At 66.6% G+C, this 25,271-nt stretch carries 24 protein-coding genes and 1 riboswitch; of the genes, 13 read left to right on the top strand and 11 right to left on the bottom strand.

Features of this window, described 5'->3' with window-relative positions; genetic code table 11:
- Positions 1 to 13: 13 nt before the first annotated feature.
- On the top strand, positions 14 to 364 hold the full coding sequence (locus tag GBRO_RS26925; RefSeq protein WP_227892948.1) for a hypothetical protein: 351 nt from the start codon (positions 14 to 16) through the stop codon (positions 362 to 364).
- Positions 271 to 984 carry an amidohydrolase family protein gene (locus tag GBRO_RS08610; RefSeq protein WP_324608864.1) on the top strand — a complete coding sequence of 238 codons (714 nt, stop codon included), beginning with the start codon at positions 271 to 273 and terminating at the stop codon, positions 982 to 984. The genes GBRO_RS26925 and GBRO_RS08610 overlap by 94 nt, the downstream gene beginning before the upstream one ends.
- 7 nt (positions 985 to 991) lie before the next feature.
- Here the strand turns inward: GBRO_RS08610 and GBRO_RS08615 are convergent, their stop codons facing one another.
- The 3 genes from GBRO_RS08615 to GBRO_RS08625 all read right to left on the bottom strand — a co-directional run bounded on the left by GBRO_RS08615 (position 992) and on the right by GBRO_RS08625 (position 4,661).
- Positions 992 to 2,065, bottom strand: a complete 1,074-nt coding sequence (locus tag GBRO_RS08615) for an alanine racemase (protein WP_041920351.1) — start codon at positions 2,063 to 2,065, stop codon at positions 992 to 994.
- A gap of 19 nt (positions 2,066 to 2,084) precedes the next feature.
- Positions 2,085 to 4,013, bottom strand: coding sequence for an SDR family oxidoreductase (locus GBRO_RS08620; RefSeq protein WP_012833572.1), 1,929 nt, complete (start codon positions 4,011 to 4,013; stop codon positions 2,085 to 2,087).
- Between the two features lie 195 nt (positions 4,014 to 4,208).
- Positions 4,209 to 4,661 carry a DinB family protein gene (locus GBRO_RS08625; protein ID WP_196775865.1) on the bottom strand — a complete coding sequence of 151 codons (453 nt, stop codon included), beginning with the start codon at positions 4,659 to 4,661 and terminating at the stop codon, positions 4,209 to 4,211.
- 141 nt (positions 4,662 to 4,802) lie between these two features.
- Here GBRO_RS08625 and GBRO_RS08630 point away from each other — a divergent pair, with 141 nt between their 5' ends.
- A complete protein-coding gene (locus GBRO_RS08630; protein WP_012833574.1) occupies positions 4,803 to 8,075 on the top strand; it encodes an error-prone DNA polymerase in 3,273 nt (1,090 codons plus the stop codon).
- 20 nt (positions 8,076 to 8,095) lie between these two features.
- A complete protein-coding gene (locus GBRO_RS08635) occupies positions 8,096 to 8,323 on the top strand; it encodes a DUF167 domain-containing protein (protein WP_012833575.1) in 228 nt (75 codons plus the stop codon).
- A gap of 19 nt (positions 8,324 to 8,342) precedes the next feature.
- Here GBRO_RS08635 and GBRO_RS08640 read toward each other — a convergent pair whose 3' ends face one another.
- From GBRO_RS08640 to GBRO_RS08645, 3 genes are all read right to left on the bottom strand, one after another.
- Complete coding sequence (locus tag GBRO_RS08640; RefSeq protein WP_012833576.1) at positions 8,343 to 8,807, bottom strand: tRNA (cytidine(34)-2'-O)-methyltransferase; 465 nt, start codon at positions 8,805 to 8,807, stop codon at positions 8,343 to 8,345.
- A 93-nt stretch (positions 8,808 to 8,900) separates the two neighbouring features.
- A complete protein-coding gene (locus GBRO_RS27370) occupies positions 8,901 to 9,032 on the bottom strand; it encodes a hypothetical protein (protein WP_012833577.1) in 132 nt (43 codons plus the stop codon).
- A gap of 128 nt (positions 9,033 to 9,160) precedes the next feature.
- Positions 9,161 to 10,099 (bottom strand): serine/threonine dehydratase, encoded by a 939-nt coding sequence (locus GBRO_RS08645; protein WP_052298246.1) that lies wholly within the window; start codon positions 10,097 to 10,099, stop codon positions 9,161 to 9,163.
- A gap of 44 nt (positions 10,100 to 10,143) precedes the next feature.
- Between GBRO_RS08645 and GBRO_RS08650 the strand changes: the two genes are divergently transcribed.
- From GBRO_RS08650 to GBRO_RS08660, 3 genes are all read left to right on the top strand, one after another.
- Positions 10,144 to 11,037 (top strand): bifunctional methylenetetrahydrofolate dehydrogenase/methenyltetrahydrofolate cyclohydrolase, encoded by an 894-nt coding sequence (locus GBRO_RS08650; protein ID WP_179944478.1) that lies wholly within the window; start codon positions 10,144 to 10,146, stop codon positions 11,035 to 11,037.
- Complete coding sequence (locus GBRO_RS08655) at positions 11,034 to 11,357, top strand: DUF3017 domain-containing protein (protein WP_012833580.1); 324 nt, start codon at positions 11,034 to 11,036, stop codon at positions 11,355 to 11,357. Before GBRO_RS08650 ends, GBRO_RS08655 begins: the two co-directional genes overlap by 4 nt.
- A 153-nt stretch (positions 11,358 to 11,510) precedes the next feature.
- Positions 11,511 to 12,983 carry an acetate and sugar kinases/Hsc70/actin family protein gene (locus GBRO_RS08660; protein ID WP_012833581.1) on the top strand — a complete coding sequence of 491 codons (1,473 nt, stop codon included), beginning with the start codon at positions 11,511 to 11,513 and terminating at the stop codon, positions 12,981 to 12,983.
- Positions 12,984 to 13,007: 24 nt separating this feature from the next.
- Here GBRO_RS08660 and metX read toward each other — a convergent pair whose 3' ends face one another.
- On the bottom strand, positions 13,008 to 14,156 hold the full coding sequence (metX, locus tag GBRO_RS08665) for a homoserine O-acetyltransferase MetX (RefSeq protein ID WP_012833582.1): 1,149 nt from the start codon (positions 14,154 to 14,156) through the stop codon (positions 13,008 to 13,010).
- Positions 14,157 to 14,186: 30 nt separating this feature from the next.
- The gene (locus GBRO_RS08670; protein WP_012833583.1) at positions 14,187 to 15,512 is read right to left on the bottom strand and encodes a bifunctional o-acetylhomoserine/o-acetylserine sulfhydrylase; all 1,326 of its coding nucleotides are present in this window, start codon (positions 15,510 to 15,512) and stop codon (positions 14,187 to 14,189) included.
- A 62-nt stretch (positions 15,513 to 15,574) separates the two neighbouring features.
- Positions 15,575 to 15,692: riboswitch (SAM riboswitch) on the bottom strand.
- A 283-nt stretch (positions 15,693 to 15,975) separates the two neighbouring features.
- Between GBRO_RS08670 and GBRO_RS08675 the strand changes: the two genes are divergently transcribed.
- The 3 genes from GBRO_RS08675 to GBRO_RS08685 all read left to right on the top strand — a co-directional run bounded on the left by GBRO_RS08675 (position 15,976) and on the right by GBRO_RS08685 (position 20,001).
- A complete protein-coding gene (locus GBRO_RS08675) occupies positions 15,976 to 17,829 on the top strand; it encodes a cutinase family protein (RefSeq protein WP_052298378.1) in 1,854 nt (617 codons plus the stop codon).
- Positions 17,830 to 17,918: 89 nt separating this feature from the next.
- The gene (locus GBRO_RS24680) at positions 17,919 to 18,671 is read left to right on the top strand and encodes a cutinase family protein (RefSeq protein ID WP_169309869.1); all 753 of its coding nucleotides are present in this window, start codon (positions 17,919 to 17,921) and stop codon (positions 18,669 to 18,671) included.
- A 67-nt stretch (positions 18,672 to 18,738) separates the two neighbouring features.
- Positions 18,739 to 20,001 carry an MFS transporter gene (locus GBRO_RS08685; protein ID WP_012833586.1) on the top strand — a complete coding sequence of 421 codons (1,263 nt, stop codon included), beginning with the start codon at positions 18,739 to 18,741 and terminating at the stop codon, positions 19,999 to 20,001.
- On the opposite strand, the gene bfr is transcribed toward GBRO_RS08685, so the two are convergent.
- Positions 19,959 to 20,444 carry a bacterioferritin gene (bfr, locus tag GBRO_RS08690; protein ID WP_012833587.1) on the bottom strand — a complete coding sequence of 162 codons (486 nt, stop codon included), beginning with the start codon at positions 20,442 to 20,444 and terminating at the stop codon, positions 19,959 to 19,961. The genes GBRO_RS08685 and bfr overlap by 43 nt on opposite strands.
- 101 nt (positions 20,445 to 20,545) lie before the next feature.
- Positions 20,546 to 20,725, bottom strand: a complete 180-nt coding sequence (locus GBRO_RS08695) for a (2Fe-2S)-binding protein (RefSeq protein ID WP_012833588.1) — start codon at positions 20,723 to 20,725, stop codon at positions 20,546 to 20,548.
- 124 nt (positions 20,726 to 20,849) lie between these two features.
- Here GBRO_RS08695 and GBRO_RS08700 point away from each other — a divergent pair, with 124 nt between their 5' ends.
- From GBRO_RS08700 to GBRO_RS08710, 3 genes are all read left to right on the top strand, one after another.
- Positions 20,850 to 21,686, top strand: a complete 837-nt coding sequence (locus GBRO_RS08700) for an exodeoxyribonuclease III (RefSeq protein WP_012833589.1) — start codon at positions 20,850 to 20,852, stop codon at positions 21,684 to 21,686.
- Between the two features lie 22 nt (positions 21,687 to 21,708).
- Positions 21,709 to 22,752: a tryptophan--tRNA ligase gene (gene trpS / locus GBRO_RS08705; protein ID WP_012833590.1), complete on the top strand. Its 1,044-nt coding sequence runs from the start codon at positions 21,709 to 21,711 to the stop codon at positions 22,750 to 22,752.
- Positions 22,753 to 22,843: 91 nt separating this feature from the next.
- Positions 22,844 to 23,977: a YhjD/YihY/BrkB family envelope integrity protein gene (locus tag GBRO_RS08710; protein WP_012833591.1), complete on the top strand. Its 1,134-nt coding sequence runs from the start codon at positions 22,844 to 22,846 to the stop codon at positions 23,975 to 23,977.
- Between the two features lie 25 nt (positions 23,978 to 24,002).
- Here GBRO_RS08710 and GBRO_RS08715 read toward each other — a convergent pair whose 3' ends face one another.
- On the bottom strand, positions 24,003 to 25,238 hold the full coding sequence (locus tag GBRO_RS08715; protein ID WP_012833592.1) for a D-alanyl-D-alanine carboxypeptidase family protein: 1,236 nt from the start codon (positions 25,236 to 25,238) through the stop codon (positions 24,003 to 24,005).
- Positions 25,239 to 25,271: the final 33 nt, after the last annotated feature.

Raw genomic sequence — 25,271 nt, forward strand, 5'->3', positions numbered from 1 at the left:
ACGGAGGTATCGCATGACTGAGGCATCTCGCGCCATCGATGTGCATGCGCACGTCTATCCCGCCGTCTATTTGGACCGGCTGGAGGAGATCGGAGTGGACCCGGCGACCACCGCCATCGCTCGCGATCTCGGTGCCGACTCCACCGATGCAGACATGTCGGCACGCCTGAAGCTGATGGGCCAGGCCGGCGTCGAGACCCAGGTGCTGGCAGTGACGCCACAGTGTCCGAGCGGCGTCGAGCCCGCCCGTCCCTGGCCGCCGCACGATGGATCAACGATGAGTACGCCCGGCTGGTGCGTCGTCACGACGGGCGATTCCTCGCCTACGGCGCGCTTCCGCTGCCGCATGTCGATGCGTCGCTGACCGAGATCGACCGCATCGTCGACGAGTTCGGTTTCGTCGGTGTCTCACTTCCCGCACTGCTGCCGGGTGGCACGTCACTCGCCGACCGGAGGTTCGACCCGGTCTGGGCGGCACTCGACGAGCATTCAGCCATTGTCAACCTCCACGCGACCGGTTCCGGCGCCATGTCACGACTGCTCGTCGATCACGGGCTGGTCTGGGTGAACGGGGCACCTGTCGAGGACGCGATCTGTGTGCTGCACCTACTCAAGGCCGACATTCCGCGTCGATTTCCGCGAGTCCGATTCCATGTGGCTCATCTGGCCGGAGACCTGCCGTTTCTGGCCCAGCGCTTGGAAGACAACTTCGAAGACTGGGGAGCGTTTCCGGAATCGCCGTTGACCGCTCTGCGGCGTATGTGGTTCGACGCGGCGAACTTCCACGAACCCTCGCTCGCGATGACGGTGGAAACCCTGGGCGAGCAACAAATCATGGCCGGCTCCGATCACCCGTATTTTCAGGGGGAGAAGTACGTCAGGGCATTTGACTACATCCGCACCTCACGCCTTTCGCCCACCGAGATCGATGCGGTGCTGACCGGGAACGCGAACGATCTCTATCGGGTTGTCACCAAGGATTGACGCCGGTTCAACTGTTGCGTCCCCGCGCGGCCACCGGCCAGCGCACGTCGTCGACGACGAGTTCGTCGACGAGGTTGACCGCCGAGCAGACGTGGTTGGGGACCACGCGCACCACACTGCCCAGCGCGGGAACTGCGGCGTCGGCCGGGAAGTCGATGACGGCGTGATGTTCGGAGAGTGCGGTGATCCGCGCCTCGGGATGCTCGAGGAGCCGGCCGAATCCGCTGGCCCAGGCGGGGCGATCGGCACCCAGGATCTTGCTCCCGGCATCGACGACGATGCGAGATCCGTTGCGGTGCACCACCGTCGAGGAGGAGGTGAGCGCCACGTCGTCGAAGGTGCACGAGCCGATCTCGACCTGCTGGGCGTCGTTGAACGGATACACGCCGGGCCGGATCTCGGTGAGTACGCCGGCGGCGAGTTGCCCGGTGAACCCGACCGTCGGCGTGGAACCTCCGCTGCGCACTCGGGGTTCGATTCCGTTGGCGCGCAGACCTTGGGCGGCCTCGGCCAGTGCGGTGATCTCCTGGTCGGCGGCCCGCGCCCGGGTGTCACCCGGGCCGTATGAGTGGCCGGGGAACGTGAAGACCCCGACGACGTCGAGTCCCGCGTCTACTGCGGCCCGGGCCACCTCACCCGCGACCCGCGGGGAGGTACCGGTGCGGTGCTGGCCGGAATCGATCTCGACGACCACCTCGAGCGGGGCTCCGCCGTCGCCGGCCTCGTGGAGTGAATCGGCAAGGTGGCGTGCCCCTTCCGCGGAATCGATTCCGACCCGCAGGGAGACGATGCGGGCGATGGATATCAGTCGGCCGGCCATGGCGGGGGTCACCCACAGGGGATAGGCGATGAAGATCTCACGCACCTCGTCGACGGCGGCGAAGACCTCGGCCTCACCGACGGTGGCGACGGTCAATCCTGCTGCGCCGTGCGCGATCTGGCGTCGGGCGATCTCCACACACTTGTGGGTCTTGGCATGGGGGCGGACCAGGACCCCGGCGTCACGGGCACGGTCGGCGACCCGCGCCAGGTTGGCCTCGAGACGCTCATCGTCGACGACGAGGAAGGGCGTGCCGGTCACTCCGGTCACTCGTCGCCTCCTATCGTGGCTCGACCGGTTTCCCCATCGCAGCCGCCGACTCGCCGAACATCAGATACTCCTGATGCAGGATACGGGTCGTCAATCGTGGTGTGATCCGGTGCCCGATCTCGGCGAGGGTACCCAGTGGTGAATTGATCCGCCGTGGCCGGCGGAGGATTCCGTCGAGCACGCGACTGGCGGCCTTGTCGACATTCCATGTGCCCGGCTGATTGTCGTAGGCCTCGGTGGGCGCGATCATCCGGGTCTGTACCAGGGGCAGCCGCACATTGGTGAATGTCACGTGATCGGACAGGGTTTCGGTGCCCGTCACATCGCTGAACGCCTCCAGCGCCGCCTTGGACGCGGCGTACGCGCCAAAGCGTGGCCCGTGTGACTGCACCGCGATCGAGGTCACGTTCACCACGTGCCCGGTCTGGCGCTCCACCATGTGCGGCAGCAACCCCAGGATCAGGTTGACCGCGGCGAAGTAGTTCACGGCCATCACGCGGTGATAGTCGTGGCTGCGGTCGACCGAGTTGAGGGTGGCCCGGCGGATCGACCGGCCGGCGTTGTTCACCAGGATGTCCACGTGATCATGTTCGGCGAGAACGGATTTGATGAGGGTACTCACCGCCTCCTCGTCGGTGATGTCGCACTGGTAGGCGAACACGCGGCCGGGCGGGATGCCCTTCTTGCTGGCCGTCGCATTGAGCTCGGCAGCCGTGGCGGTGAGGTCGTCGGCGTTGCGGGCCACGATGAAGACGTTGGCGCCACGTGCCACACACATGCGGGCGGTCGCCTTGCCGATGCCGGTGGAGCCGCCGGTGATGAGGATGTTCTTGCCCACCAGCGGACCACGGCGATCAGGCCGTCGATTGCGACTGCGATCGAGGTGGCGGGCCCAGTACTCCCACAGTCGGGGGCCGTACTCCTCGAGGTCGGGCAGGGTGATGCCGTGATCGGCCAGGACGGCCACGGTGTGATCGGCGCGGAAGTCGACGGGCAGCGACATGGTGTCGAGGACGGCGGGCGGTACACCCTGCTGGGCGGCGATCAGGTTCCGGCCCACCCGCAGCGGCCCGATCGCCGACAGGGTGAGTGCAGGCTCCATCAGGCGATGGGGGAGAGCGTCGAATCCCTTGGGGGCGTTGAAGCCAGGCGCGATGGCGTTGTACATGTCGGTGATCGTGCGGCGTCGGGGATCGCTGAGATGGAAGACGAGTCCGCTCCGGTCCGGATCGACGTCGAGCAGCGCGACGATGGCGTGCGCGACGTAGTCGACCGGCACCATGTTGATCGTCCCGAGGTCGGGCATCGGAATACGCAGCGCCGAAGGCAGTTTCCCGAGCGCGGCGAGTTGTCCGAAGAAGTAGTATGGACCGTCGATCTTGTCCATCTCGCCGGTGCGGGAGTCACCGACCACCACCGATGGCCGATACACCCGCCACCGCAACCCCTCTCGTTCGCGGATGACGCGTTCGGCCTCGAACTTGGTGCGGTGATAGGGCGACGGAAAACCCTGCCCGGTGTCGAAATCGTCCTCGGTGTAGACGCCGCGGTGATCGCCCGCGACCGCGATCGACGACACGTGATGGCACAACGCATCTCGGGCGACGGCGAAGTCGGCGACGTGCGCGGTGCCCGCCACATTGGCGGTCTGCTGGGCATCGGCGTCGGCGGCCATGTCGTAGATGGCGGCGAGGTGGACGACGTGATGGATGTCGGGCAGATCGGCGGTGTCGAGCCCCAGTCCGGGGACAGTGATGTCGCCGACGACGGGGGTGACCCGATCGGCGTCCGGCAGACATGCCAGCATCTCGGTGAACCGCGACAACGAACCTTCGCGGACCAGAGCATGGACGGTGGCGGAGCGGTCCACGGTCAGCAGACGCTCGATGACCCGGCGGCCGATGAAGCCGTTGCCGCCGGTGATGAAGTAGTTCCGCATGTGCTGTGTGTCCTGGTTGATTCGGGAACAAGATTTCTGCAACTCAGAGTGACACTTACATTGCCGGACGGCAACGTCTACACGCTAATCGGCTGCGCGCGAATCCGCTGTCACCACGACCCACGCTAAACACTCCGCCGACGATGGCCGTGGCTCGACCGCAGTCCGTCACGTCACGGAATGTCCGTCCGCGGACTATCGGCGGGGGTGGCCACTGATGGCTGTCTGGATCTGTTCGCGCAGGATGTCACCGTGACCGGCGTGTCGGGCGTACTCGGCGATCATCGCCAGGAGGGTCCATCGCATACTGACCAGGCCCTCGCGGGGTTGGCGTTTAGTGTCGTCGAGGCCGAAGCGGGCTGCGATCTCCCGTGAGCGGGCGCTGGCGCCTTCGAACTCGGCGATGACGTCATTCAGGGTCTCGTCGTCGGCCACGGTGAAAGTGCCTTCGTCGCGACGCGAGTAGCCATCGCACTCCACCTCGTCGAGTCCTGCCCAGAAACGCTGAAACCAGATCCTTTCAGCGGCCGCGGCATGCTTGATCAACGAGATGGGGGTGGTCAGCGAGGGCACAAGATGGAGGCGGACGGTCGCGTCCGGTAGCCCTCGTGCGGACTCGATGAGTTCACGGCGGTTGTGGTCGAGCATGGCGTCCAACATGGATCGCTCGGACGGGTGGGGTCTCAATGGTGGTGCGACGGCCGACGATCGCGGGCAGGGCGCTGTCTGCGGAATCGTGACCCGACAGACGAGTGTCGTATCGAAATCATGTTCGATAGACTGGTCGGCGTGGGATGGGATCAGGGACCACCGACGTGGTCGGAGCTGGAGCGGGTGCTCTCGGGCCGGGCGCCGGGTGCGGGGCGTCCCGGCGAGGCCTTCGGTCCCGGTGACAACACCGGCGACGGCAGCGACAGTCCGGCCTGGTCGCGCAAGCGTGGGGCCTTCCGGCCCGATCCGGTCCGGCCCGAACCGTCGTCAGTACCCTACGCCGAACTGCATGCGCACAGCGCCTACAGCTTCCTCGACGGCGCGTCGATGCCGGAGGAGATGGTCACCGAGGCCCAGCGGCTGGATCTGCGGGCATTGTCCATCACCGACCACGACGGCTTCTACGGCATCGTCCGATTTGCCGAGGCGGCAAGGGAATTCGGGATGCCGACGGTGTTCGGATCGGAGTTGTCGCTGGCTCATGACGTGGCGCGCACCGGCCACAACGATCCGCCGGGGGAGCATCTGCTGGTCCTCGCCCGCGACAGCGAGGGCTATCGGCGATTGTCGCGAACCATCGCCGACGCGCACATGGTGGCCGGGGAGAAGGGGCTGCTGCGCTACGAACGGGAGTCGCTGTCGTCGGCGGCCGGCGGTCATTGGCTGATCCTCACCGGCTGCCGTAAGGGGGCGGTGCGCCGGGCGTTGGACCGCGGGGGAGCCTCGGCGGCCGAGGTGGCGCTGCGCGACCTGGTGGATCGGTTCGGTCGTGACGACGTGGCGGTCGAGCTGACCGCCTCGGGGCTGCCCGATGACGACGACCGCAACGCGGCACTGGCCGGGGTGGCGCGGCTCGTCGGGGTTGCGACGGTGGCCACCACCGGCGCGCATTTCGCCGGGCCCCGACGGCGCCGGCTCGCGATGGCGATGGCAGCCGTACGGGCACGCACCGACATCGATACCATCGCCGGCTGGATGCCGGGCGTTGCCGGGGCGCATCTGTGCAGCGGCGACGAGATGGCCCGTCTGCTGCCCGCACATCGCGACGCCATCGACAATGCGGTACAGCTGGCCGCCGACTGCGCCTTCGAACTGGGACTGATCGCCCCGCAGCTCCCGCCGTTCGACGTGCCCGACGGGCACACCGAGATCACCTGGCTGCGGGAGCTGACGATGACCCGGGCCCGACGCCGCTACGGCACTCCCGCGCAGCATCCGCAGGCCTACCGGCAGATCGAGCACGAGCTGGCGATCGTCGAGACGCTCAATTTCCCCGGTTACTTCCTGGTGGTCGCCGACATCGTCGACTTCTGCAAGGCCAACGACATCCTGTGTCAGGGCCGGGGGAGTGCGGCCAATTCGGCGGTTTGCTACGCGCTGGGGATCACCAACGTCGACCCGGTGGCCAACAAGTTGCTTTTCGAGCGGTTCCTCTCCCCGGAACGCGACGGCCCACCCGACATCGACGTGGACATCGAATCCGATCGACGTGAGGAGGCCATCCAGTACGTGTACCGGCGTTACGGGCGTGACTACAGCGCCCAGGTGGCCAACGTCATCACCTATCGAGGCCGCTCGGCGGTCCGCGACATGGCCCGGGCACTCGGCTACGGCACCGGTCAACAGGACGCCTGGAGCCGTCTGCCCGACGAGGCGCCACCGGAGGTCGCCGACCTGGCCGGTGAGATCCTCGGCATGCCAAGACATCTGGGCATCCATTCCGGTGGCATGGTGATCTGCGACCGTCCCATCGCCGACGTGTGTCCCACCGAATGGGCGCGGATGGAGAATCGGAGCGTTCTGCAGTGGGACAAAGACGACTGTGCCGCAATCGGTCTGGTGAAGTTCGACCTGCTCGGGCTGGGAATGCTCTCGGCGCTGCACTATGCGATCGACCTGGTCGCCGAACACAAGGGCCTGCATGTCGACCTTGCCGAGCTTGATCTGAGTGAGCCGGCAGTCTACGAAATGCTGTGCCGCGCAGACTCTGTGGGGGTGTTCCAGGTGGAGTCCCGGGCGCAGATGGCCACCCTGCCGCGGTTGCGGCCGCGGAAATTCTACGACCTGGTGGTGGAGGTGGCCCTGATCCGCCCCGGCCCCATCCAGGGTGGGTCGGTGCATCCCTACATCCGGCGGCGCCACGGTCAGGAGAAGCCGACCGTCGAACACCCGTCGATGCACAAGGCGCTCGAACGCACCCTCGGCGTGCCGCTGTTCCAGGAGCAGCTCATGCAGCTGGCCGTCGACGTCGCCGGCTTCGATGCCGCCGGTGCCGATCAGCTGCGTCGGGCGATGGGGTCCAAGCGATCACCGGAGCGGATGGAGCGGCTCCGTCAACGCTTCTACGACGGCATGCGGGATCTGCACGGCATCACCGGCGAGGTCGCCGACCGCATCTTCGAGAAGATGTCGGCCTTCGCGAATTTCGGTTTCCCGGAAAGTCATTCGCAGAGCTTCGCCTCGCTCGTCTTCTACTCGTCATGGTTCAAGCTGCATCACCCGGCGGCGTTCTGTGCGGCACTGCTGCGCGCTCAGCCGATGGGGTTCTACTCACCGCAGTCGCTGGTGGCCGATGCCCGCCGGCACGGGGTGCGGGTACACCGGCCCGACATCAACGTCTCGTTGCCGCATGCCACGCTGGAAAATGAGGGACTCGAGGTCCGGTTGGGTCTGGACGGGGTGCGCGGCGTGGGAACCGAGGTGGCCGAACGCATCGTGGAGCGCCGCGACGCCGACGGTCCCTACCGCGACATCACCGATGTGTCGCGCCGGGCCGGCCTGACCACCCGGGAGTTGGAAGGTCTGGCCGGGGCCGGTGCCTTCGATGTCTTCGGGGTGAGCAGACGACAGGCGTTGTGGGAGGCGGGGGCCGCGGCGACGGTACGCGACGATCAACTGCCGTTGGCCTCGGCGGCCACCACGCCGACGCTGCCTGGTCTCTCCGACGTCGAACTGGCCGCCACCGACGCGTGGGCGACGGGCATCACCCCGACGTCGTATCCGACCCAATTCCTGCGTCCGCGGCTGCGCGCGATGGGAGTGCTTGCGGCCGAGACGCTATTGTCGGTACCAGACGGTTCCCGGGTCGTCGTCGGTGGTGCGGTGACGCACCGGCAGCGACCGGCGACGGCGTCGGGAGTCACGTTCATCAACCTCGAAGACGAGACCGGGATGGTCAACGTGGTGTGTTCGGTGGGTCTGTGGTCGAAGTATCGGGCGCTGGCGCATTCGGCGTCGGCGCTGATCGTCCGCGGCCGGGTGCAAAATGCCGAGGGGGCGGTGACCGTGGTGGCAGATCGTTTGCAGCGCATGGATCTTCGGGTGGGGACGCGATCAAGGGACTGGCACTGAACTCGGCAGGAGAGGCGAACATGCCACAACAGGTGGTGGTGACGGTGAAACCGAACAGCCGCAAGGGACCGCTCGTGGAGACCGGGCCGGACGGCACCGTCACGATCTACGTCCGCGAACCGGCCACCGAGGGCCGGGCCAACAAGGCTGTCGCCGAACTGCTCGCCAAACATCTCGGTGTCCCCAAGAGCAAAGTCGCTCTCGTCGGCGGGGCCACCGCGCGCACCAAACGTTTCCGCGTCGGGTGAACGGGCACAGAGCGCCGATCTAGACAGCCCCGCCGAATCCCTGCTGCCGCCACGCCTCGTAGACGGCGATACTCGCCGCGTTGGCGAGATTGTGCGAGCGGCGCCCGGCCAGCATGGGAATGCGCACGCGATCGGTGATCTCGGGTTCGGCGAGTACGTCGTCGGGCAATCCGGTCGGTTCGGGCCCGAACAGAAGGACGTCACCCGGCGCATAGTCGACGTCGGTGTGGAAACGTTCGGCATGAGCGGTGAACGCGAAGACCCGCTCGGGTTTGAGGGTGGTCCACGCGGTCACCAGGTTGGGATGCACCGTCACCGTGGCCATCTCGTGGTAGTCGAGACCCGCGCGTTTGACCTGGGCGTCGGACATGGAGAACCCCAGCGGCTCGATGAGATGGAGTTCACAGCCGGTGTTGGCGGCCAACCTGATCGCGTTGCCGGTGTTCGGCGGGATGCACGGCTGATAGAACATGATGCGGAACATGATGCGCTCAGGGTAGCGCGCAACGCGCAGTGGCCCCGCCGACATATCGGCGGGGCCACAGAGCGGGAACCGGCTGGGACGGCTACGTCAGGCTCACTGCCAGACCCAGGTCCAGCGGCGGCTGCGCGGATCGTAGCGGCGCACCCGGCGCCGACGACGGGTCGGCTGGCCGTGGCCCTGGCCCGGGCGGTTGTTGTTGTTCTGGCGCTGCTGCGGAATCGGCATCGATGCCCCTTCTCGTTGGTGAGTTCCGTGTTCGGATCTCGCTGACATCAACAACTTTGCGCTGCGCGGCTGCGAGGGACTTCGATGTCAACTGGGAGGTCGCTGGACGTGTCGAGAACTGTTGCGGCTCAGAGGTCCAGGGCTGTGTTGGCCCCGCAGAGCACGATGCACAGCGTCGAATCAGGCTGGGGCCGAACCTGTCCCGTTGTGACCGCGGCCACTGCCGCGGCGGTGCCGTGTTCGGTGATAATGCGCTGATCACGCCAGAGATCGGCACGTGCCGCGAGGATGTCGTCGTCGCCGACGACCACGCTGCGCACCTCGGATCGTCCGGCGACGAGTCCCCAGCAGATCTCGCCGAGCTGGGTGGCGCCGAGCGAATCCGACGCCACGCTGTCGAGGGCCACCGGTACCGGCCGGCCGGCATCGATGGCCTGACGCAGACAGGAGGCGCCGACGGGTTCGGCACCGACCAACCGGTCACCCGGCCGCAACGCGGCGGTGAGACCGCCTAGCAGACCGCCCCCGCCGACACAGACGACGGTGGTGAGCGGACCGTCGACGTCCTCGGCGAGTTCGAGGCCGATGGTGCCGGCGCCGGCCACGACGTCAGGCAGGTCGTAGGCGTGCAGGGCGAGCGCACCGCGCTCCTGTGCCAGCCCGAGCGCCGCCTGCGCGGCGTGTGCGTACCGGTCGCCGACGAGGTGCACCTGGGCGCCGAGTGAGCGCAGTACGTTCACCTTCACCTCTGGCGCGGTCGTCGGGACGACGACGGTGCACGCGGTACCCACCAGTTGCGCCGCCCACGCCGCGCCGATGGCCGCGTTGCCGCCGGAGGCGACGAGCACACCTGCCTCGGTCAACCGGCCGTCGCGCTGCGCATGCACGATGGCATTCAGGCTGCCACGTACCTTGAAACAGCCGCCGAACTGCAGGTACTCCAACTTGAACACCACGTCGACCGGCCCGTTGACGGTGCTCAGTTGCGATCGCAGGATCGGGGTCCGACGCAGCCGACCGTCGATCCGGGCACGAGCCGCCGACACCGCCGCACCATCCACCCTCACCCGACCCAGACTAGTTCTGCCCCCGGAGTGGAAGAATGGCCCGCGTGACAGCGATACGACTCGATGGCAAGACCACCCGCGACGAGATCTTTGCCGATCTGTCCGAACGTGTCGACAAGCTCCGCGCTGCCGGCGTGGTCCCCGGGCTGGGGACGGTCCTCGTCGGCGACGACCCGGGCTCGCGCTCCTATGTGAAGGGCAAACACGCCGACTGCGCGCGGATCGGTGTGGAATCCATCCGCAAGGACCTCCCCGCAGATGCGAGCACCGACGACCTCAACGCGGCGATCGACGAGCTGAACGCCGACCCCGCGTGTACGGGCTACATCGTCCAGCTCCCGCTGCCGCGCCACCTCGACGAGAACGCCGCCCTCGAGCGCATCCACCCGGACAAGGACGCCGACGGACTGCACCCGATCAATCTCGGCCGGCTGGTCCTCGGCAAGGAGTCGACGCTGCCATGTACCCCCCGCGGCGTCCTCCACCTGTTGCGCCGCTATGACATCCCGATCGCCGGGGCACGGGTGACCGTGGTCGGACGCGGCGTCACCATCGGCCGCCCGATCGGCCTACTGCTCACCCGCCGCAGCGAGAACGCGACGGTCACCCTGTGCCATACCGGCACCCGCGACCTGCCCGCCGAGGTGAGCCGGGCCGACATCGTCGTCGCGGCCGCCGGCGTGGGACATCTCATCACCGGCGACATGGTGAAGCCGGGGGCGGCGGTCGTCGACGTCGGGGTCAGCCGCGACGAAAACGGCAAACTCATGGGCGACGTTCACCCCGACGTCTGGGAGGTCGCCGGGCATGTGTCACCCAATCCCGGCGGCGTAGGACCGCTGACCCGTGCCTTCCTGCTGGTCAACGTGGTGGAGCGAGCCGAGGCGATGCTGGCGGCGCAGGGCTCGGACGTGGGCGCCGGAGAAGGGGGACGGTGAGCGCGCGGACCGACCCCCGTGTCGAGCAGCTTCGGCACGCTCGGCGCATCCGGTCCTACCTCGTGCAGATCCCGTACCTGCTGGTGATGGCCGGAGTGGTTGCTGCGGCACTGCTCGTCCTCTTCGACCGATGGCGACGCGGGTCCTTCGTGTTCGGGACCGCGCTGCTGGTGGGTGCGGTACTGCGGGCCTGCATCCCGTCATCACGTGCCGGATTGCTGCAAGTCCGGGGCAAATTCTTCGATGTCGTGGCGATGGCAAGTGTGGGCGTTCTCATGCTCTGGCTGGCCACGTCGATCGACTCTTTGGGCACAGATTGATTACAATAGAGACCTGAGCGTGACCTAGGGGTGAAGTTCATCGCCCCGACCAGGCATTTCCGCGCGTGTCGCCATGAGCGCACGAACCATCAGGGGAGCAGTATCACTTCGACAGAGAGCCGAGACCCGAGCACGGTCGGCCAATCGACGTCGATGGGGGTGTCCGCGGGCGGTGGCATGATCCACTTCGTCCTGCTCACCCGCGACGACGTGGGTCGCAACGTGGTCGATTCACGGGTGATCGACGTCGACGAGAGTGATGGCCTCGACACCGCCGGGCGCGTCAACGCCGGCATCGACCTGATGCTGACCGCGGCCCGCGAGGAGGGCCTGCGAGTGGGGCCCATCGGGGTGACCGCACGCACCGGCGGTCAGCGTCGTCGACTGCGGTCGCGCGGCAGCGGACCCAAACGGCAGATCCGGTTGGTCTCTGAGGAGGAGGCCACCGTCGCGTATCTGCGCGAGACCGGGCAGATCGATCGGTTCGGCTCGGTCGTGGTGGTCGACGCGGGCGACACCGGCATGTCGTTCTACACCGTCGAACCTGCGAGTGGCCGCATCAGCGACATGGAGCGGTCCGACGCCATGAGCGGTCGGCAACTCGACAAGGAACTCGCCGAGGCGATGGTGGTCAACGACCTGGGGGCCGACGCTCCACGAGGCCGACTGCGCCGCAGCGCGTTGCTCGGAGCGTGCCGCACTGCGAAGGAGGAGATCGACTACACCGCAGCGGATCCCGGGGCATCGGCGGTCACGCTGGCAGCCGGGTCTGGTCGATTGGCGCTGACCGCGGCGGCGGTGGAGGCGGCAGCCGCGCCGATGGTGTCGCGCGCCCGGAAGGCCTTGCACCACTACGTTTCCGATGTGTCGACTCGCGGTGACGCCCCCGAGGCGGTGGTCCTCGTCGGCGGGCTGGCCAACATCCCGGTGACCCGGGGGATCGTCGGCGATCTGACACTGGAGGTCGTGGGACCGCAATCGCCCGAGTTGGTACCGGCGACCGGTGCGGCTCTCCTCGCTCATCAGAGTCGGGTCGGCGCAACACGATTGGCATTCATCGGCGGCAAGCGAGACCGGGAGTGGCTGTCCACGACGCCGTTGGCGGTCGCGGCCGCGATCATCGCGGCCACGTTGATGACCATCTACGCCGTGAGTTCCTCACTCACGGGACGGCAAGTGCCCGAACCTGTTCCGCCGCCGTCGCCGACCGTGGTGCACACGACATCGGCTGCGACGTCGATGATCGCCACCACCACGACCGAACGGACGCTGTCGGCGGTCCCGCTGCCGACGACAGATCTTCCCGATCCGCCGGCAACCACTCCGGATCAGAACTGGAATCAGACGCCCGGGTGGGCCACCACGGAACTTCCGCAGACCACGTCGCAGTCGACGACGACGCGGACGCTTTCGCCATTCCCGTTGCCTTCGTTGCCCTTTGGCGACGGCAGCACTCCGAGCCTGCCACCGAATCTGGTGCCGCCGGGCCTCTTGCCGTCGACCACCCAGGTACCTCCGCCGCCCCCGGTGACGCCACAGCGACAGACGCCGAACACAACTCGGACACCGTCCGTCGCGCCGGAGTCCCCCGGTACACGGACACCGAGGACCACCCCGGCGCGCTGAACCGGAGCCGCACCGCTCACGGGCTCAGGCCCGTGCGAGCGCCACCGTCTGCTTCAGCAGGTCGCTGATGGCGTCGAACTCGGTGAGGAACCCGTCATGGCCCTTGTCCGACCGCAGTACCTTGAGGCCGCCCACGCAGTTGCCCAGTTCTTCGGCGATCTCGACCTGTAACCGCAACGGGTACAACCGATCCGAGTCGATACCACCGACAATGGTGGGTACCCGGCACGAGTTGAGGGCGGCCTTGACACCACCGCGCCCGCGTCCGACGTCGTGGTGGTTGAGTACTTCGCTGAGCACCACGTAGCTGCCGGGATCAAAGCGTTCCTTGAGCTTCTCGGCCTGATGCTCGAGGTAGCTCTGCATCGCATAGCGGCCGCCGGCGAGCGGATTCTCCTCGCCCTGTGGGGCGTTGGCGAACCGCTCGTCGAGCTCGATTTCGCTGCGATAGGTCAGATGCGCGATACGCCGGGCGATTCCCATGCCGGTCAACGGGATTCGGCCGGTGCCGTGATAGTCGCCGCCACACCAGTCGGGGTCGGCCTTGATGGCCGCGATCTGGGTTGTCTGCGTGCCGATCTGATCGGCGGTGGCCCGCGCTCCGACGGCCAGCACGAGTGCGCTGCGCACCCGATCCGGATATTCGATCGCCCACTCCAGTGCGCGTGCACCGCCCATCGAGCCGCCGAGTACCGCACCGACGCTGCGGATGCCCAGTCGGTCCATCAGCGCGACTTCGGCGCGCACCTGGTCGAGGACGGAGATCTGCGGGAAGCGCGAACCCCACGGACGGCCGTCGGCGTCCAGAGACGTCGGACCGGTGGAACCGCCACATCCGCCGAGGACGTTGGCCGAGATCACGCACCACTCGTCGGTGTCGATGGCGCAGCCCGGCCCGATCAGTCCATCCCACCAGCCGGGCGCCGCGTTGTGCTCGTCGGCGGGTCCGGTGACGTGGGAGTTACCGGTGAGAGCGTGCAGGGTGAGGATGACGTTGTCGCGGGACGGCGACAACGTCCCCCAGCGCTGGAACGCCAGGGTGACGTTGTCGATCCGCTCACCGTTGTCCAGCGGTATCGAACCGATCGGCATGCTCATCAGCTGCCCGTCCGGGGTGTGTTCCCAGTCGGGCTGATCAGCCTGTTCCGTTGGCCGGTCGATACTCACCGACACCGCTGCCTCACTCCTCTCGTCGAGCTGCGCCTACTTGGCGGCAGCGAATCCTGTTTCGAGATCGGCGAGGATGTCGTCGATGCCTTCGATGCCCACTGCCAGCCGGACCAGACCCGGGGTGACACCCGCGGCGAGCTGCTCTTCGGGGACGAGCTGGCTGTGGGTGGTGGAGGCCGGGTGGATGACCAGCGACCGGACGTCACCGATGTTGGCGACGTGGCTGTGCAGGGTCAGCGCGTCCACGAACCGCTTGCCCGCGTCGACGCCACCGGCGATCTCGAACGAGACGATCGCACCCTGGCCCTTCGGCAGCAATTTCTGGCCACGGTCGTACCATTGCGAGCTGGTCAGACCGGCGTACGCCACCGACTCCACCTGGGCGTGGTCGTTGAGGAATTGCGCGACGCGCTGGGCGTTGGCGACATGCCGCTCGACACGCAGACTCAGAGTCTCGAGCCCCTGGGCGAGCAGGAATGCGTTGAACGGCGAGATCGCCGCGCCGGTGTCACGCAGCCACTGCACGCGCGCCTTGAGCGCGTAGGCCGGTGCGCCGAGATCGGCGAACACCGCGCCGTGGTAGCTGGGGTCGGGGGTGGTGAAGCCGGGGAAGAGGTCCTTGCCGTCCCGCTGCCCGCGCCAGTCGAAGGTGCCGCCGTCGACGATGACACCGCCGATCGCGGTGCCGTGGCCGCCGATGTACTTGGTGGCCGAGTGCACCACGATGTCGGCGCCGTGCTTCAGCGGGTTGAGTAGGTACGGCGTCGCAACCGTGTTGTCCACGATGAGCGGCAGACCGTTGCGGTGCGCCACCTCGGCGATGCCGGGCACGTCGAGGATCTCGTTGTTCGGGTTGGAGATCGTCTCGCCGTAGAGCGCGCGCGTGTTGTCCTTGATCGCGGCCTGCCAGGAGTCGAGATCCTCCGGATCGTCGACGAAGCTGACCTCGACGCCAAGCTTGGGCAGTGTGTAGTGGAAGAGGTTGAAGGTGCCGCCGTACAGGCGGGGGCTGGAGACCACATGTCCGCCCGCCTCGACGATGTTGAGGATCGCGTAGGTCTCGGCCGCCTGACCCGACGCCAGCAGCAGCGCCGCGACGCCACCCTCGAGTGCGGCGATCCGCTGCTCGACGGCGTCCTGCGTGGGGTTCATGATGCGCGTGTAGATGTTGCCCGGCTCGGCCAGCCCGAACAGATTGGCGGCATGCTGCGTGTCATTGAAGGTGTACGACGTGGTCTGATAGATCGGCAGTGCACGTGCATTGGTCGCCGCGTCGGCGGACTGTCCTACGTGAATCTGCTTGGTTTCGAAGCTCCACGAGTCGGCTGGATTCTGGCCTTCGGTGGCTGCGTCAGACATGGCAGAGTGATCTCTTTCTACGGTCGGCAGGACTCTGGGCCCTGTTTGGGGTCCGACCTTCGGACCCGCGCTTGCCGGGGTTCTGCACGAACCCACAACCCGGTCATCACCCGGAGCACCCCACCGCGGTTGGAGGGTTGCCGATCAGCGAGCCGGGGCTTGACGCTGATGCTCATGACCTGGCGTCAAGGATATAACACGCCTCGCTGCGCCCGTGAACCCTCTCGATCGGACTGGATGCAAAGGCCATCCGGCTTGCGAGTCGTGTAGTCCGACCGGGTGAAATCTGACGCAGGGATCGACGAAAACCCAGGTCATGCGACACGTTCCGGTGAATGTGCTGTGAGGTTCGTGATCGTGCACTTAGGATTCTCTCAGCCCCGCGTGATCAGAGCTTCCTCCCCTTCGGTTCTGAGGCCTCGGGTTGGACGAAAGACTGAAACAAATGTCCTATCGGCTCGCCATGCCATCCGATTCTTCCGAGTCATCTTTCTCCGGGTCGCACCGCTTCGCGGTTGCGCTGATCGCGATCCTGTCGTCCTTCGCGGTGGTCATCGCCTATTGCTTGCCCGGGGTGATCGGGGAGGCGCGGGCGGATGCAAACTGTGCTGCTGGCGGTGCAGTGGTCATCGTTGCGGGCACCAATGATCCCGATGCCAGCGACATGATCGGCGTCAAACAGCGATATGAGGGGACTGGTCCAGCGCATAACAACGGAAACGCCAAGGGCGACTACGACATCATCTATGTCGACTACCCGACGACTCTCTGGCCTATGGGGGCAGTCGGATACGACGACGATGTCGCGAGGGGTACGGCGGCGACGAAGTCGGCGATCGCTGGTTATCAGTCGTCGTGCCCGGGAAGTCCGGTCAAGGTGGTGGGCTATTCGCAGGGTGCGCGAGTGGCGGGCGACGTATTGTCGGACATCGGGAACGATCGTGACGACAAGGACATTGTTGCCACTGATAAGAATGGTGATCCACTCCTGGACGAAAACGGTGATCCAGTCATCGTCGACGACGTCAGCAGTGACGGCCTCTCTGGCGAGCTCTACTCCGATCCCCGCCAGAACGGCGACAAGACCGGCCGCGGGATCGAGCAGTCACTGATCGGGGTGATTCCCGGACTGACCATGACCGGCCCTCGTGAAGGCGGATTCGGCGACATCCCGGTGACCTCGGTGTGTGCCGAGGGTGATCCGATCTGCGATCTTCCCGACCCCCTGTATGACCCGATCGGAGCGCTCGACGGCCTCGTCGGATACTTCACCAAACACGGCTACTACCCGTTCCACATGTATCAGGATCCCGCGAGCTGGACGAATAAGACTTGCACGACGAGCGGTTCGACCACGACGTGTGAGATCAAGCAGTCCTCGGCCATCGTCGGTTTGCTTCGTCAGGGTGCAACAGCCATCGGCCTCGACGGCGCACTGATCCCGGACTTCATCGCCAACCGCCCCACGATTGGCCTGCCGTTCGGCATCGAACTCGCCAAACTCCAGCCCGCGATCCGACTCGTGTCAGATCTGCTGCCCCCGCTGCCCAAGCTCGGCTACGGCGGCTATCTGCCGGACGTGTTCGTCTTCCAGAAGATCATCGAGGGCATCGTGAAGTTGGCCCCCGACCAGTTCAAGACCGGTGTCAAAGAGCTCGCGGCGAGTGTGAAGAGCATTGTCCTGATGCCGGTGAACTTCGTGAAGTACTGGGCGGGTCAGATCGTCACCGCGGGCCCGACGATCACCTCGGGTGTCACCCCGTTCTCGACCACCGAGGTGGCCGGTGACGATCCCGACCCGGCCGAGACGGCGAGCTTGCGGAAGGCGGTCACAGTCCTTTCCGCCGATCAGGGGACCGCCGACGAATCGGCCTCGTCGAGCAACGATGCGGTCGTCGTGAGCAGCACCGTCGACGATGTCGCCGACAACAATGCTGACAACGGACAGGGCGACAACGGACAGGGCAGCACTATCCAGGACGTCCCCAAGATGAAGCAGCCCGAGAAGCAAGTGGTCAAACCGATCCCCGGCAGCGATGAGTCCGGCGACGGCAACGGTGGCGACGGCTCCGGAACCGGCCAGCAGGACCAGAACGGTGGCGGCAGCACCGGCGACACCGAGAACACCGAGGACAGCACGACGACCACGGACAACGGCGCCGACGACTCGACATCGAATTCCGAAACCTCGAAGTCCGGCACCTCGAAGTCCGGCACCTCGAAGTCCGGCACCTCGAATTCCACCAGCGACAGTTCGAACTCGTCCGACAACGGCTCCGGCAACAGCGGCTCCGGCAACGGCGACAGCGACGACTGAGTGCCATGCCATCACTGCCGGGGAATCGGAGGCGGGTCGCGGTAACGGTCGTTGCCGCGTTCGTCGTCGCTGCAGTGGCCTCGTTCCTGATGACGGCTGAAGCGCAGGCGCGACCCGGTAACGCCTGTGCGGGACGCGGACTCGTCGTGGTGGTGAACGGCACCAACGACGATCCGCCGCCGGACACCACACCGGCCATGCAGCGATACCTTCGGCAGGGCTACCGAGCGTTCACGCTGCAGTACCCGGCCACGGTGTGGCCGCTGGGTTCATCCACGTACGACGACAACGTGCGACTGGCAGAGCCACGTCTGGCGCAGCTCATCGACTGGCACACGTGGGCATGCCCACAACAGCCTCTCGCGCTGGTCGGCTTCTCGCAGGGAGCACGGATCATCGGTGATGTGGTATCCGCCATCGGCAACGGACGCGAACTCCAGACCGCCCGAGGCATGCGTCGAGTCTCGGTGCCCGCCAACAAGATCCGGGTGGAGCTCTACGCCGACCCCCGTCGTGACCGGGTTGCCGGGCAGCGTGGTGCCGGCATCGAGACACTGTTTCCCGACTACCGCGTGTATCCCGGTCTCACGATGACCGGTTCGCGGGTTGGCGGCTTCGGGTCACTCGCACACCGGGTGGTGGAGGTCTGCATCATCGGCGACCCGATCTGCGACTCCGTGCGCCCCGACGACGCCGGACTCATTCCCGCGCTCATCGACGGAGTGTTCCGCTTCAGCATGCGCCACACCCACTACGGACCGGAGGTCGGCCAGCCGATGGCTGACGATCCGTGGCGACACGCGACCAACGGCACCTGGATGGTGGAACCGCCGCCGTTCTGAGCAGGTGTGAACGAACTCACCCGGCGGCGCGGGAATCGTGCTCGGGGAGTGCTCGTTGGCTCCTGTCATGTCGTCGATCGCCTCCGCACAGGACCTGACCGCCCCGCCCGCGGAGGCCGGTGCCCCGTCGTCGGTGCGGCGCTGGGCGATTCTGGCGCTTGCGCTCGGCGGATTCGGGATCGGGACCACCGAGTTCGTGGCGATGGGTCTGTTGCCCAACATCGCGTCGTCGCTCGCGGTCAGTGAGCCGACAGCCGGGCACGTCATCTCCGCCTACGCGCTCGGTGTGGTGGTGGGGGCACCACTGATCGCGGCCCTGACCGCGCGGATGTCACGCCGCACCCTGCTGATCGGTCTCATGGTCGCGTTCACCGTCGGCAACCTGGCGACCGTGCTCGCACCCAACTACGGGCTGCTCATCGCTGCCCGGTTCATCGCCGGACTGCCGCACGGCGCCTACTTCGGTGTCGCCGCTCTGGTGGCAGCCCACCTCGCCGGACCCCGACATCGCGCCAAGGCGGTCGGCCAGGTGATGCTCGGTCTGTCGGTCGCCAACGTCTTCGGCGTACCCGCCGCCACGTGGCTGGGGGAGAGCTTCGGCTGGCGCAGTGCCTTCGCGATCGTCGTCGTCATCGGGCTGGCGACACTGGTCGCCCTGGTGCGCAGTCTGCCCTCGCTCGCCGACATGACGGTGACCAACCCGATGACCGAACTGGGCGCCCTGCGACGCGGGCAGGTGTGGTTCACCCTGCTGATCGGCATCGTCGGATTCGGTGGGATGTTTGCGTTCTACACCTACCTGAACTCGACGCTCACCTCGCTGAGCGGACTGTCGGTGTCGGTGGTGCCGTTTGCGCTGATGCTCTTCGGCACCGGCATGATCGTGGGCAACATCATCGGGGGCGCGGCCGCCGACCGCAACGTGACCCTGAGCATCCTCGGTGGGCTGGTGATGACCGCGGTCGCACTCGGTCTGTTCGCAGCATTCGCGCAGAACCCTTGGGCCGCACTGGTGTTGACGTTTGTCGTCGGCGTCTCGGCGACGGCGATGATCCCGGCCCTGCAGACACGCCTGATGGATGTGGCCGACGATGCGCAGACCCTGGCGGCGGCACTCAACCACTCCGCACTCAACATCGCCAACGCGGCGGGCGCTTATCTCGGCGGGGTCGTGGTAGGCGCCGGGCTCGGGTACCGCTCACCGTCGGCGCTGGGTGTCATCCTGGCCGGTGCCGGCATGGTGGTGCTCGGACTGGCGGTCCTCACCGCCCGCCGCGCCAAGAACGCTCAGCCCACATCCGGCGGCGTCGAGACCGACTTGGAGAGGTAGAGCGGTTCGCCGAGCCGCTCGAGCAGTTCGAGTTGCGTCTCGAGGTAGTCGATGTGGTGTTCCTCGTCCTTGAGGATCTCCTCGAAGAGCTTGGCGCTGGTGACGTCACCCTTGTCGCGGCACATCGCGATACCGGGCTTGAGGCGGTTGACCACCTCCACCTCGATCGCCAGATCCGACTCGAACTGTTCCTTGAGTGTCTGCCCGATCCGCAGCGGCAGCAGCTTCTGGTAGTTGGGGAGTCCTTCGAGGAAAAGGATTCGGTCGGTGAGGATCTCGGCGTGCGTCATCTCCTCGATGGATTCGGCACGGGTTTTGGACGCCAGTTCCGTCAGGCCCCAGTTGGCCTGCATCTTGGCGTGCAGAAAGTACTGGTTGATCGCGGTCAGTTCGCTGGTGAGCTGCTCGTTGAGCAGTGCAATGACCTCATCGTCTCCACGCATGACAGCCTCCGTTCGCCCAAGGGTGTAGCGAACGTAACACGACGAAAGCCTTCACGCCGAGTAACGCGTGAAGGGACGAAAACCGTTGTGCCGTATTGAGGTTAGGCTGCGCTAGTGGTGGACATCCTTTCGCCGAGGATCGCGTTCAGCTTGTCGATGCACGTCCCGCATCCCTCGCCCGCACCGCACCGCTCGCCGATGGCGTCGGCGGTGAAAGCGCCGTCATCGACGTGCTGATGGACCTCGTCAACGGTGACGGCGCGGCAAATGCAGACGAACATGAAACTCACCTCTGTGCTGGATTAGGACAGGATTACATAAACCCACCCGTTCGCACAAGGCTTGCCTTACCTACTCATGCCCGCCAAGTGGTCCCGTCGGTGGGCATCCGTAGTGTGAACTCCCGTGTCGCTCACGATTTCCACCATCAACGTCAACGGCATCCGCGCAGCGATGAAGCAGCGGTCGGAGGCCAACCGGGGATTGTCCGCCTGGCTGGACGACGTCAGACCCGACGTCGTGCTGCTCCAGGAGATCCGCGCCGGGCGAGAGCAGGCACAGGAGGCGCTCGCGCCAGTCCTCGACGACGGGTGGCACCTGGTGATGAGCGAGTCGGTGATCAAAGGTCACGCCGGCGTCGGGGTCCTGAGCCGGGTGGAACCCAGCGCGGTGCGCGTCGGCTTCGGCAGCGACGAGTTCGACGCGACCGGTCGCTATCTCGAAGCCGACTTCGACACCCCGCTCGGCGCGCTCACCGCGGCCAGCCTGTACCTGCCCAAGGGTGCCGCGCAGACCGACGAACCCAAGGACATCGCCAAGCACGATGAGAAGATCCGGTTCATGACCGCCTTCGCCGAGCATCTGCGCGGACTGGTGCGCCGACGCCGCCATGTGGTGGTGGGTGGCGACTGGAACATCGCCCATGCCGAGGCCGACATCAAGAACTGGAAGGGCAACCGTAAGAGTCCGGGTTTCCTTCCGCACGAACGGGATTGGGTAGGTGAGCAGCTCGCGGGCGGTTGGCGTGATGTGGTCCGCGAACAGTATCCCGACGACGACGGTCCGTACTCGTGGTGGTCATGGCGAGGCAAGGCCTTCGACAACGACGCCGGATGGCGCATCGACTATCAGCTGACCAACCGGTCGCTGGCGCAGCGCGCCGTCAAGGCCACCGTCGACCGGGCTCCCGCCTACGATCTGCGTTGGTCGGATCATGCACCGGTCACCGTGAAATTCCAGTGACATCGTTTGAGAGACTGGACGCATGACCAGCGATTCCCCGTCCGCGACCGCGGAGACCACCCCGCGGCGGGTGCTCTCCGGCATCCAGCCGACCAGTGATTCCTTCCACCTCGGCAACTATCTGGGCGCCGTGCGGCAATGGGTCGAGTTGCAGGAGGATTTCGACACCTTCTACTTCATCCCCGACATGCACGCGATCACCGTGCCGCACGACCCGGCGCAACTGCGTGAGCGCACCCGCGTCAGTGTCGCCCAGTTGCTCGCGGTCGGCGTCGATCCGTCCCGCGCAACCATCTACGTGCAGTCACATGTTCCCGAGATCGCGCAGCTGACGTGGGTCCTGTCGTGTATCACCGGCTTCGGTGAGGCCGGCCGGATGACGCAGTTCAAGGACAAATCCGCCAAGCAGGGTGTCGACGCGGCCGGTGTCGGTCTGTTCACGTACCCGATCCTGATGGCCGCCGACATTCTCGCGTTTCAGGTCGACCGGGTGCCGGTGGGTGAGGATCAGCGGCAGCATCTCGAGCTGACCCGTGACCTGGCGCAGCGCTTCAACAAGCGATTCGGCAAGGCGTTCCGCGTACCGGAGGCGTTCATCGTCAAAGAGTTCGCCAAGATCTACGACCTGCAGAACCCGACTGCCAAGATGAGCAAATCCGCCGACACCGACAAGGGTCTGATCAATCTGCTCGACGATCCCAAGCGGTCGGCCAAGAAGATCCGCTCGGCGGTCACCGACACCGGCACGGAGATCCTGTTCGACCGAGAGACCAAACCCGGCGTCAGCAACCTGCTCACCATCCAGTCGGCGCTGTCGGGGGTCGGCATCGACGATCTGGTCGCCAAGTACGCGGGCAAGGGGTACGGCGAGCTCAAGGTGGAGACCGCCGAGGTCCTCACCGAGTTCGTCACGCCGTTGCGCGGTCGCGTGGCGGCCTACCTCGACGATCCCGCCCACCTCGACGAGATCCTTGCCCAGGGCGCGGCCCGCGCCCGGGAGGTCGCTTCCGCGACGCTTGCCGACGTCTATGACAAAGTGGGGTTCTTGGCACCGGCTGCGCGGTGATCGTGCCAGGGTGAAGGCGTGCCACGGCGACCGTGGGGAGTCGGGTGGACCCGCGCAGTCGACGGCAGCACCGACGAGGAAGGCAGCACCGATGACGTCCGCGAACTCGGCCCCGCAGTCCGAGGCCTCCCCGGCATCCGAGAAATACCTGCAGGCCGGCCACGCCGTTCCCGACCCGTCCGAGGAGTCCAAGCCGTCGCTGGTCGACAAGGGCAAGGCGGCGTTCGCGCAGGCGCGTGAGCGCTGGCCGTGGATCAACCATCTCGTGGCCACCGTCGAGCGATACAACGATCGGCGCGGCAATGTCTACGCCGCCGGCATCAGCTTCAACGGCATCCTCGCGATCGTGCCGATCATCATGGTCGGTTTCGCGATAGCGGCATTTGTCCTCGCGAGCCGGCCCGAACTACTCGACGAGCTCAAGAACGCCATCGTCGACGCCATGCCGGGCCAAGCCGGAGACCAACTCGGTGATGTGATCGACTCGGCCATCGACTCGCGAGCCACCGTCGGCCTCATCGGGCTCTTCGGTGCGGCTTTCACCGGTATCGGCTGGATCTCCGGGGTTCGCGTGGCATTCACCGAGATGTATGGCGGCAGGGTGGATCGCAACCCGGTCATGTCCAAGGTGTGGGACCTGGTGACATTCGTTCTGCTGGGCGTGGCCTTCGCCGCCACGATGGCGCTGACTGCGCTGGGCAACAGCGGTCTGACCACCAAGCTGCTCTCGTGGGTGAGCCTCGACGACGCGTCGTGGGCGCCCGTGGTCGTGCGCGTCGTGTCCATCCTGATCTCGGTCTTCGCCTCCTGGCTGCTGTTCACCTTCGTGCTCGCGCGACTTCCGTTGGTGCCGTTGCCGTTTGTCAATGCGATGAAGGCGGGCCTGGCCACCGCCATCGCCTTCGAAATCGTGAAATCCCTCGGCGGGCTCTACCTCAAGTCGGTTCTCAGCAGTCCGGCGGGCATCGCCTTCGGACCGATCCTGGGCCTCATGGTCTTCGCCTACCTCGCTTCGCGCATCGTGCTCTACGCATCGGCGTGGTGTGCCACCGACCCGATCAACGCCGCGTATCAGGTCGAGGAGGAGGACGAGCGGCTCCGACCCGTGGTCCTCGCGCCGACCACTCAGGTCAGTCCCGTCCCCCGGCCGGGCGTGGTCGTCGGGGCGATCGGGGTGGGTGCGGCGGCCAGCGCCGTCCTCGGATGGATGATGCGCCGCAGGTGAATCCGGCGGCCGTCGGCGCCGGCGGCTACCGCTTCTTGGCGCCGAGGAACCGCAGGCCCAATAGAAGCAGACACACCGCGACGAGAGAGGCGACGAGGCCGATCAGAATCTGCAGCGACGTCGAACTCGCCGAATCCGACGACGGCCCGGCGCGCTGGGTGACGTCCGGGTGCGCCGGCGTCGTCGTCGCTGCGGCGGACGGTGTCGGGTCCACGAGTGAACCGACCGAGACGGTGCGTGCGGACCGGAATCCGTAGTCGAACATGGATTTCGCCTGATCCCAGTACATGTCGCCGGCCACCGACAGCCCGTACATCTGCACGACCATGATGGTGCGCCCGTCGCGATGTACCGCGCCGACAAAGGTCTTCAGTGCGTCGTCGGTGTAACCGGTCTTGCCGCCGATCATGCCCGGATAGTCTTCTAGCAGAAGGTGATTGGACGTATACATGTCGTAGGCCGGATGGGGTTTGTCGCCGGGGACGTCGGCGCGGGGCGGATAGTCGGGGAAACGGAAGGTGCGCAAGCCGATCAGCTCGCGGAAGGTGTTGTCCCGCAAAGCGGCACGGAAGAACAGCGCCATGTCGTAGGGGGACGTCGACATCCCGGCTGCGTCGAGGCCGGACGGGCTGGCCGCCCGGGTGTCGTGCGCGCCGAGAGAGGCCGCCAACTCGTTCATCTTCGCCAGCGTGGCCTCGGTGCCACCGAGCGACCGGGACAGCGCATTCGCACAGTCGTTACCCGAGACCATGAGCAGGCCGGTGAGCAGATCGCGGGTCGTGTAGTGCCCGCCCGGCCCCATCCCGCAGGAGTCGCCTTCGGTACTCCAGTCCTCGACGGTCGGTTCCACGACGTCGTCGAGGTGAAGGTCCCGCAGCGCCACGAGGGCGAGCAGAACCTTGATGGTGGACGCCGGACGATACCGGCCGTGCGGGTCCTTGGCAGCGATGACGTGGCCGCTGTCGACGTCGGCGATCAGCCACGCCGCCGAGGTCAGTCGCTGCGGAATCGGGCCCGCGGACGGGTCGGCGATCACTCCGCAGCCGCTGAGCGCAGCGCCACCGACCGGCGGCGTGGGCACCGGTAGCGGGGTGGGCGTGGTGGAACCGGGGGAGACAACCTCGGACGCGTCGACAGCAGGCGGAGTGTGGACCCGGTGCGGGCAGTGATCGGTGACTGGCGTCGGGGGAGCGGCGGCTGCCGGCGCGGCCCCCGTCACCACCAGCGCGGCCAGACCGCATGCGGTCAGCACGCGCAGCATCTGATGCCGCCACCCCGGTTTCACGACTCCGCA

Origin of the sequence: Gordonia bronchialis DSM 43247 (assembly GCF_000024785.1) — a bacterium.
Lineage (GTDB): Bacteria > Actinomycetota > Actinomycetes > Mycobacteriales > Mycobacteriaceae > Gordonia > Gordonia bronchialis.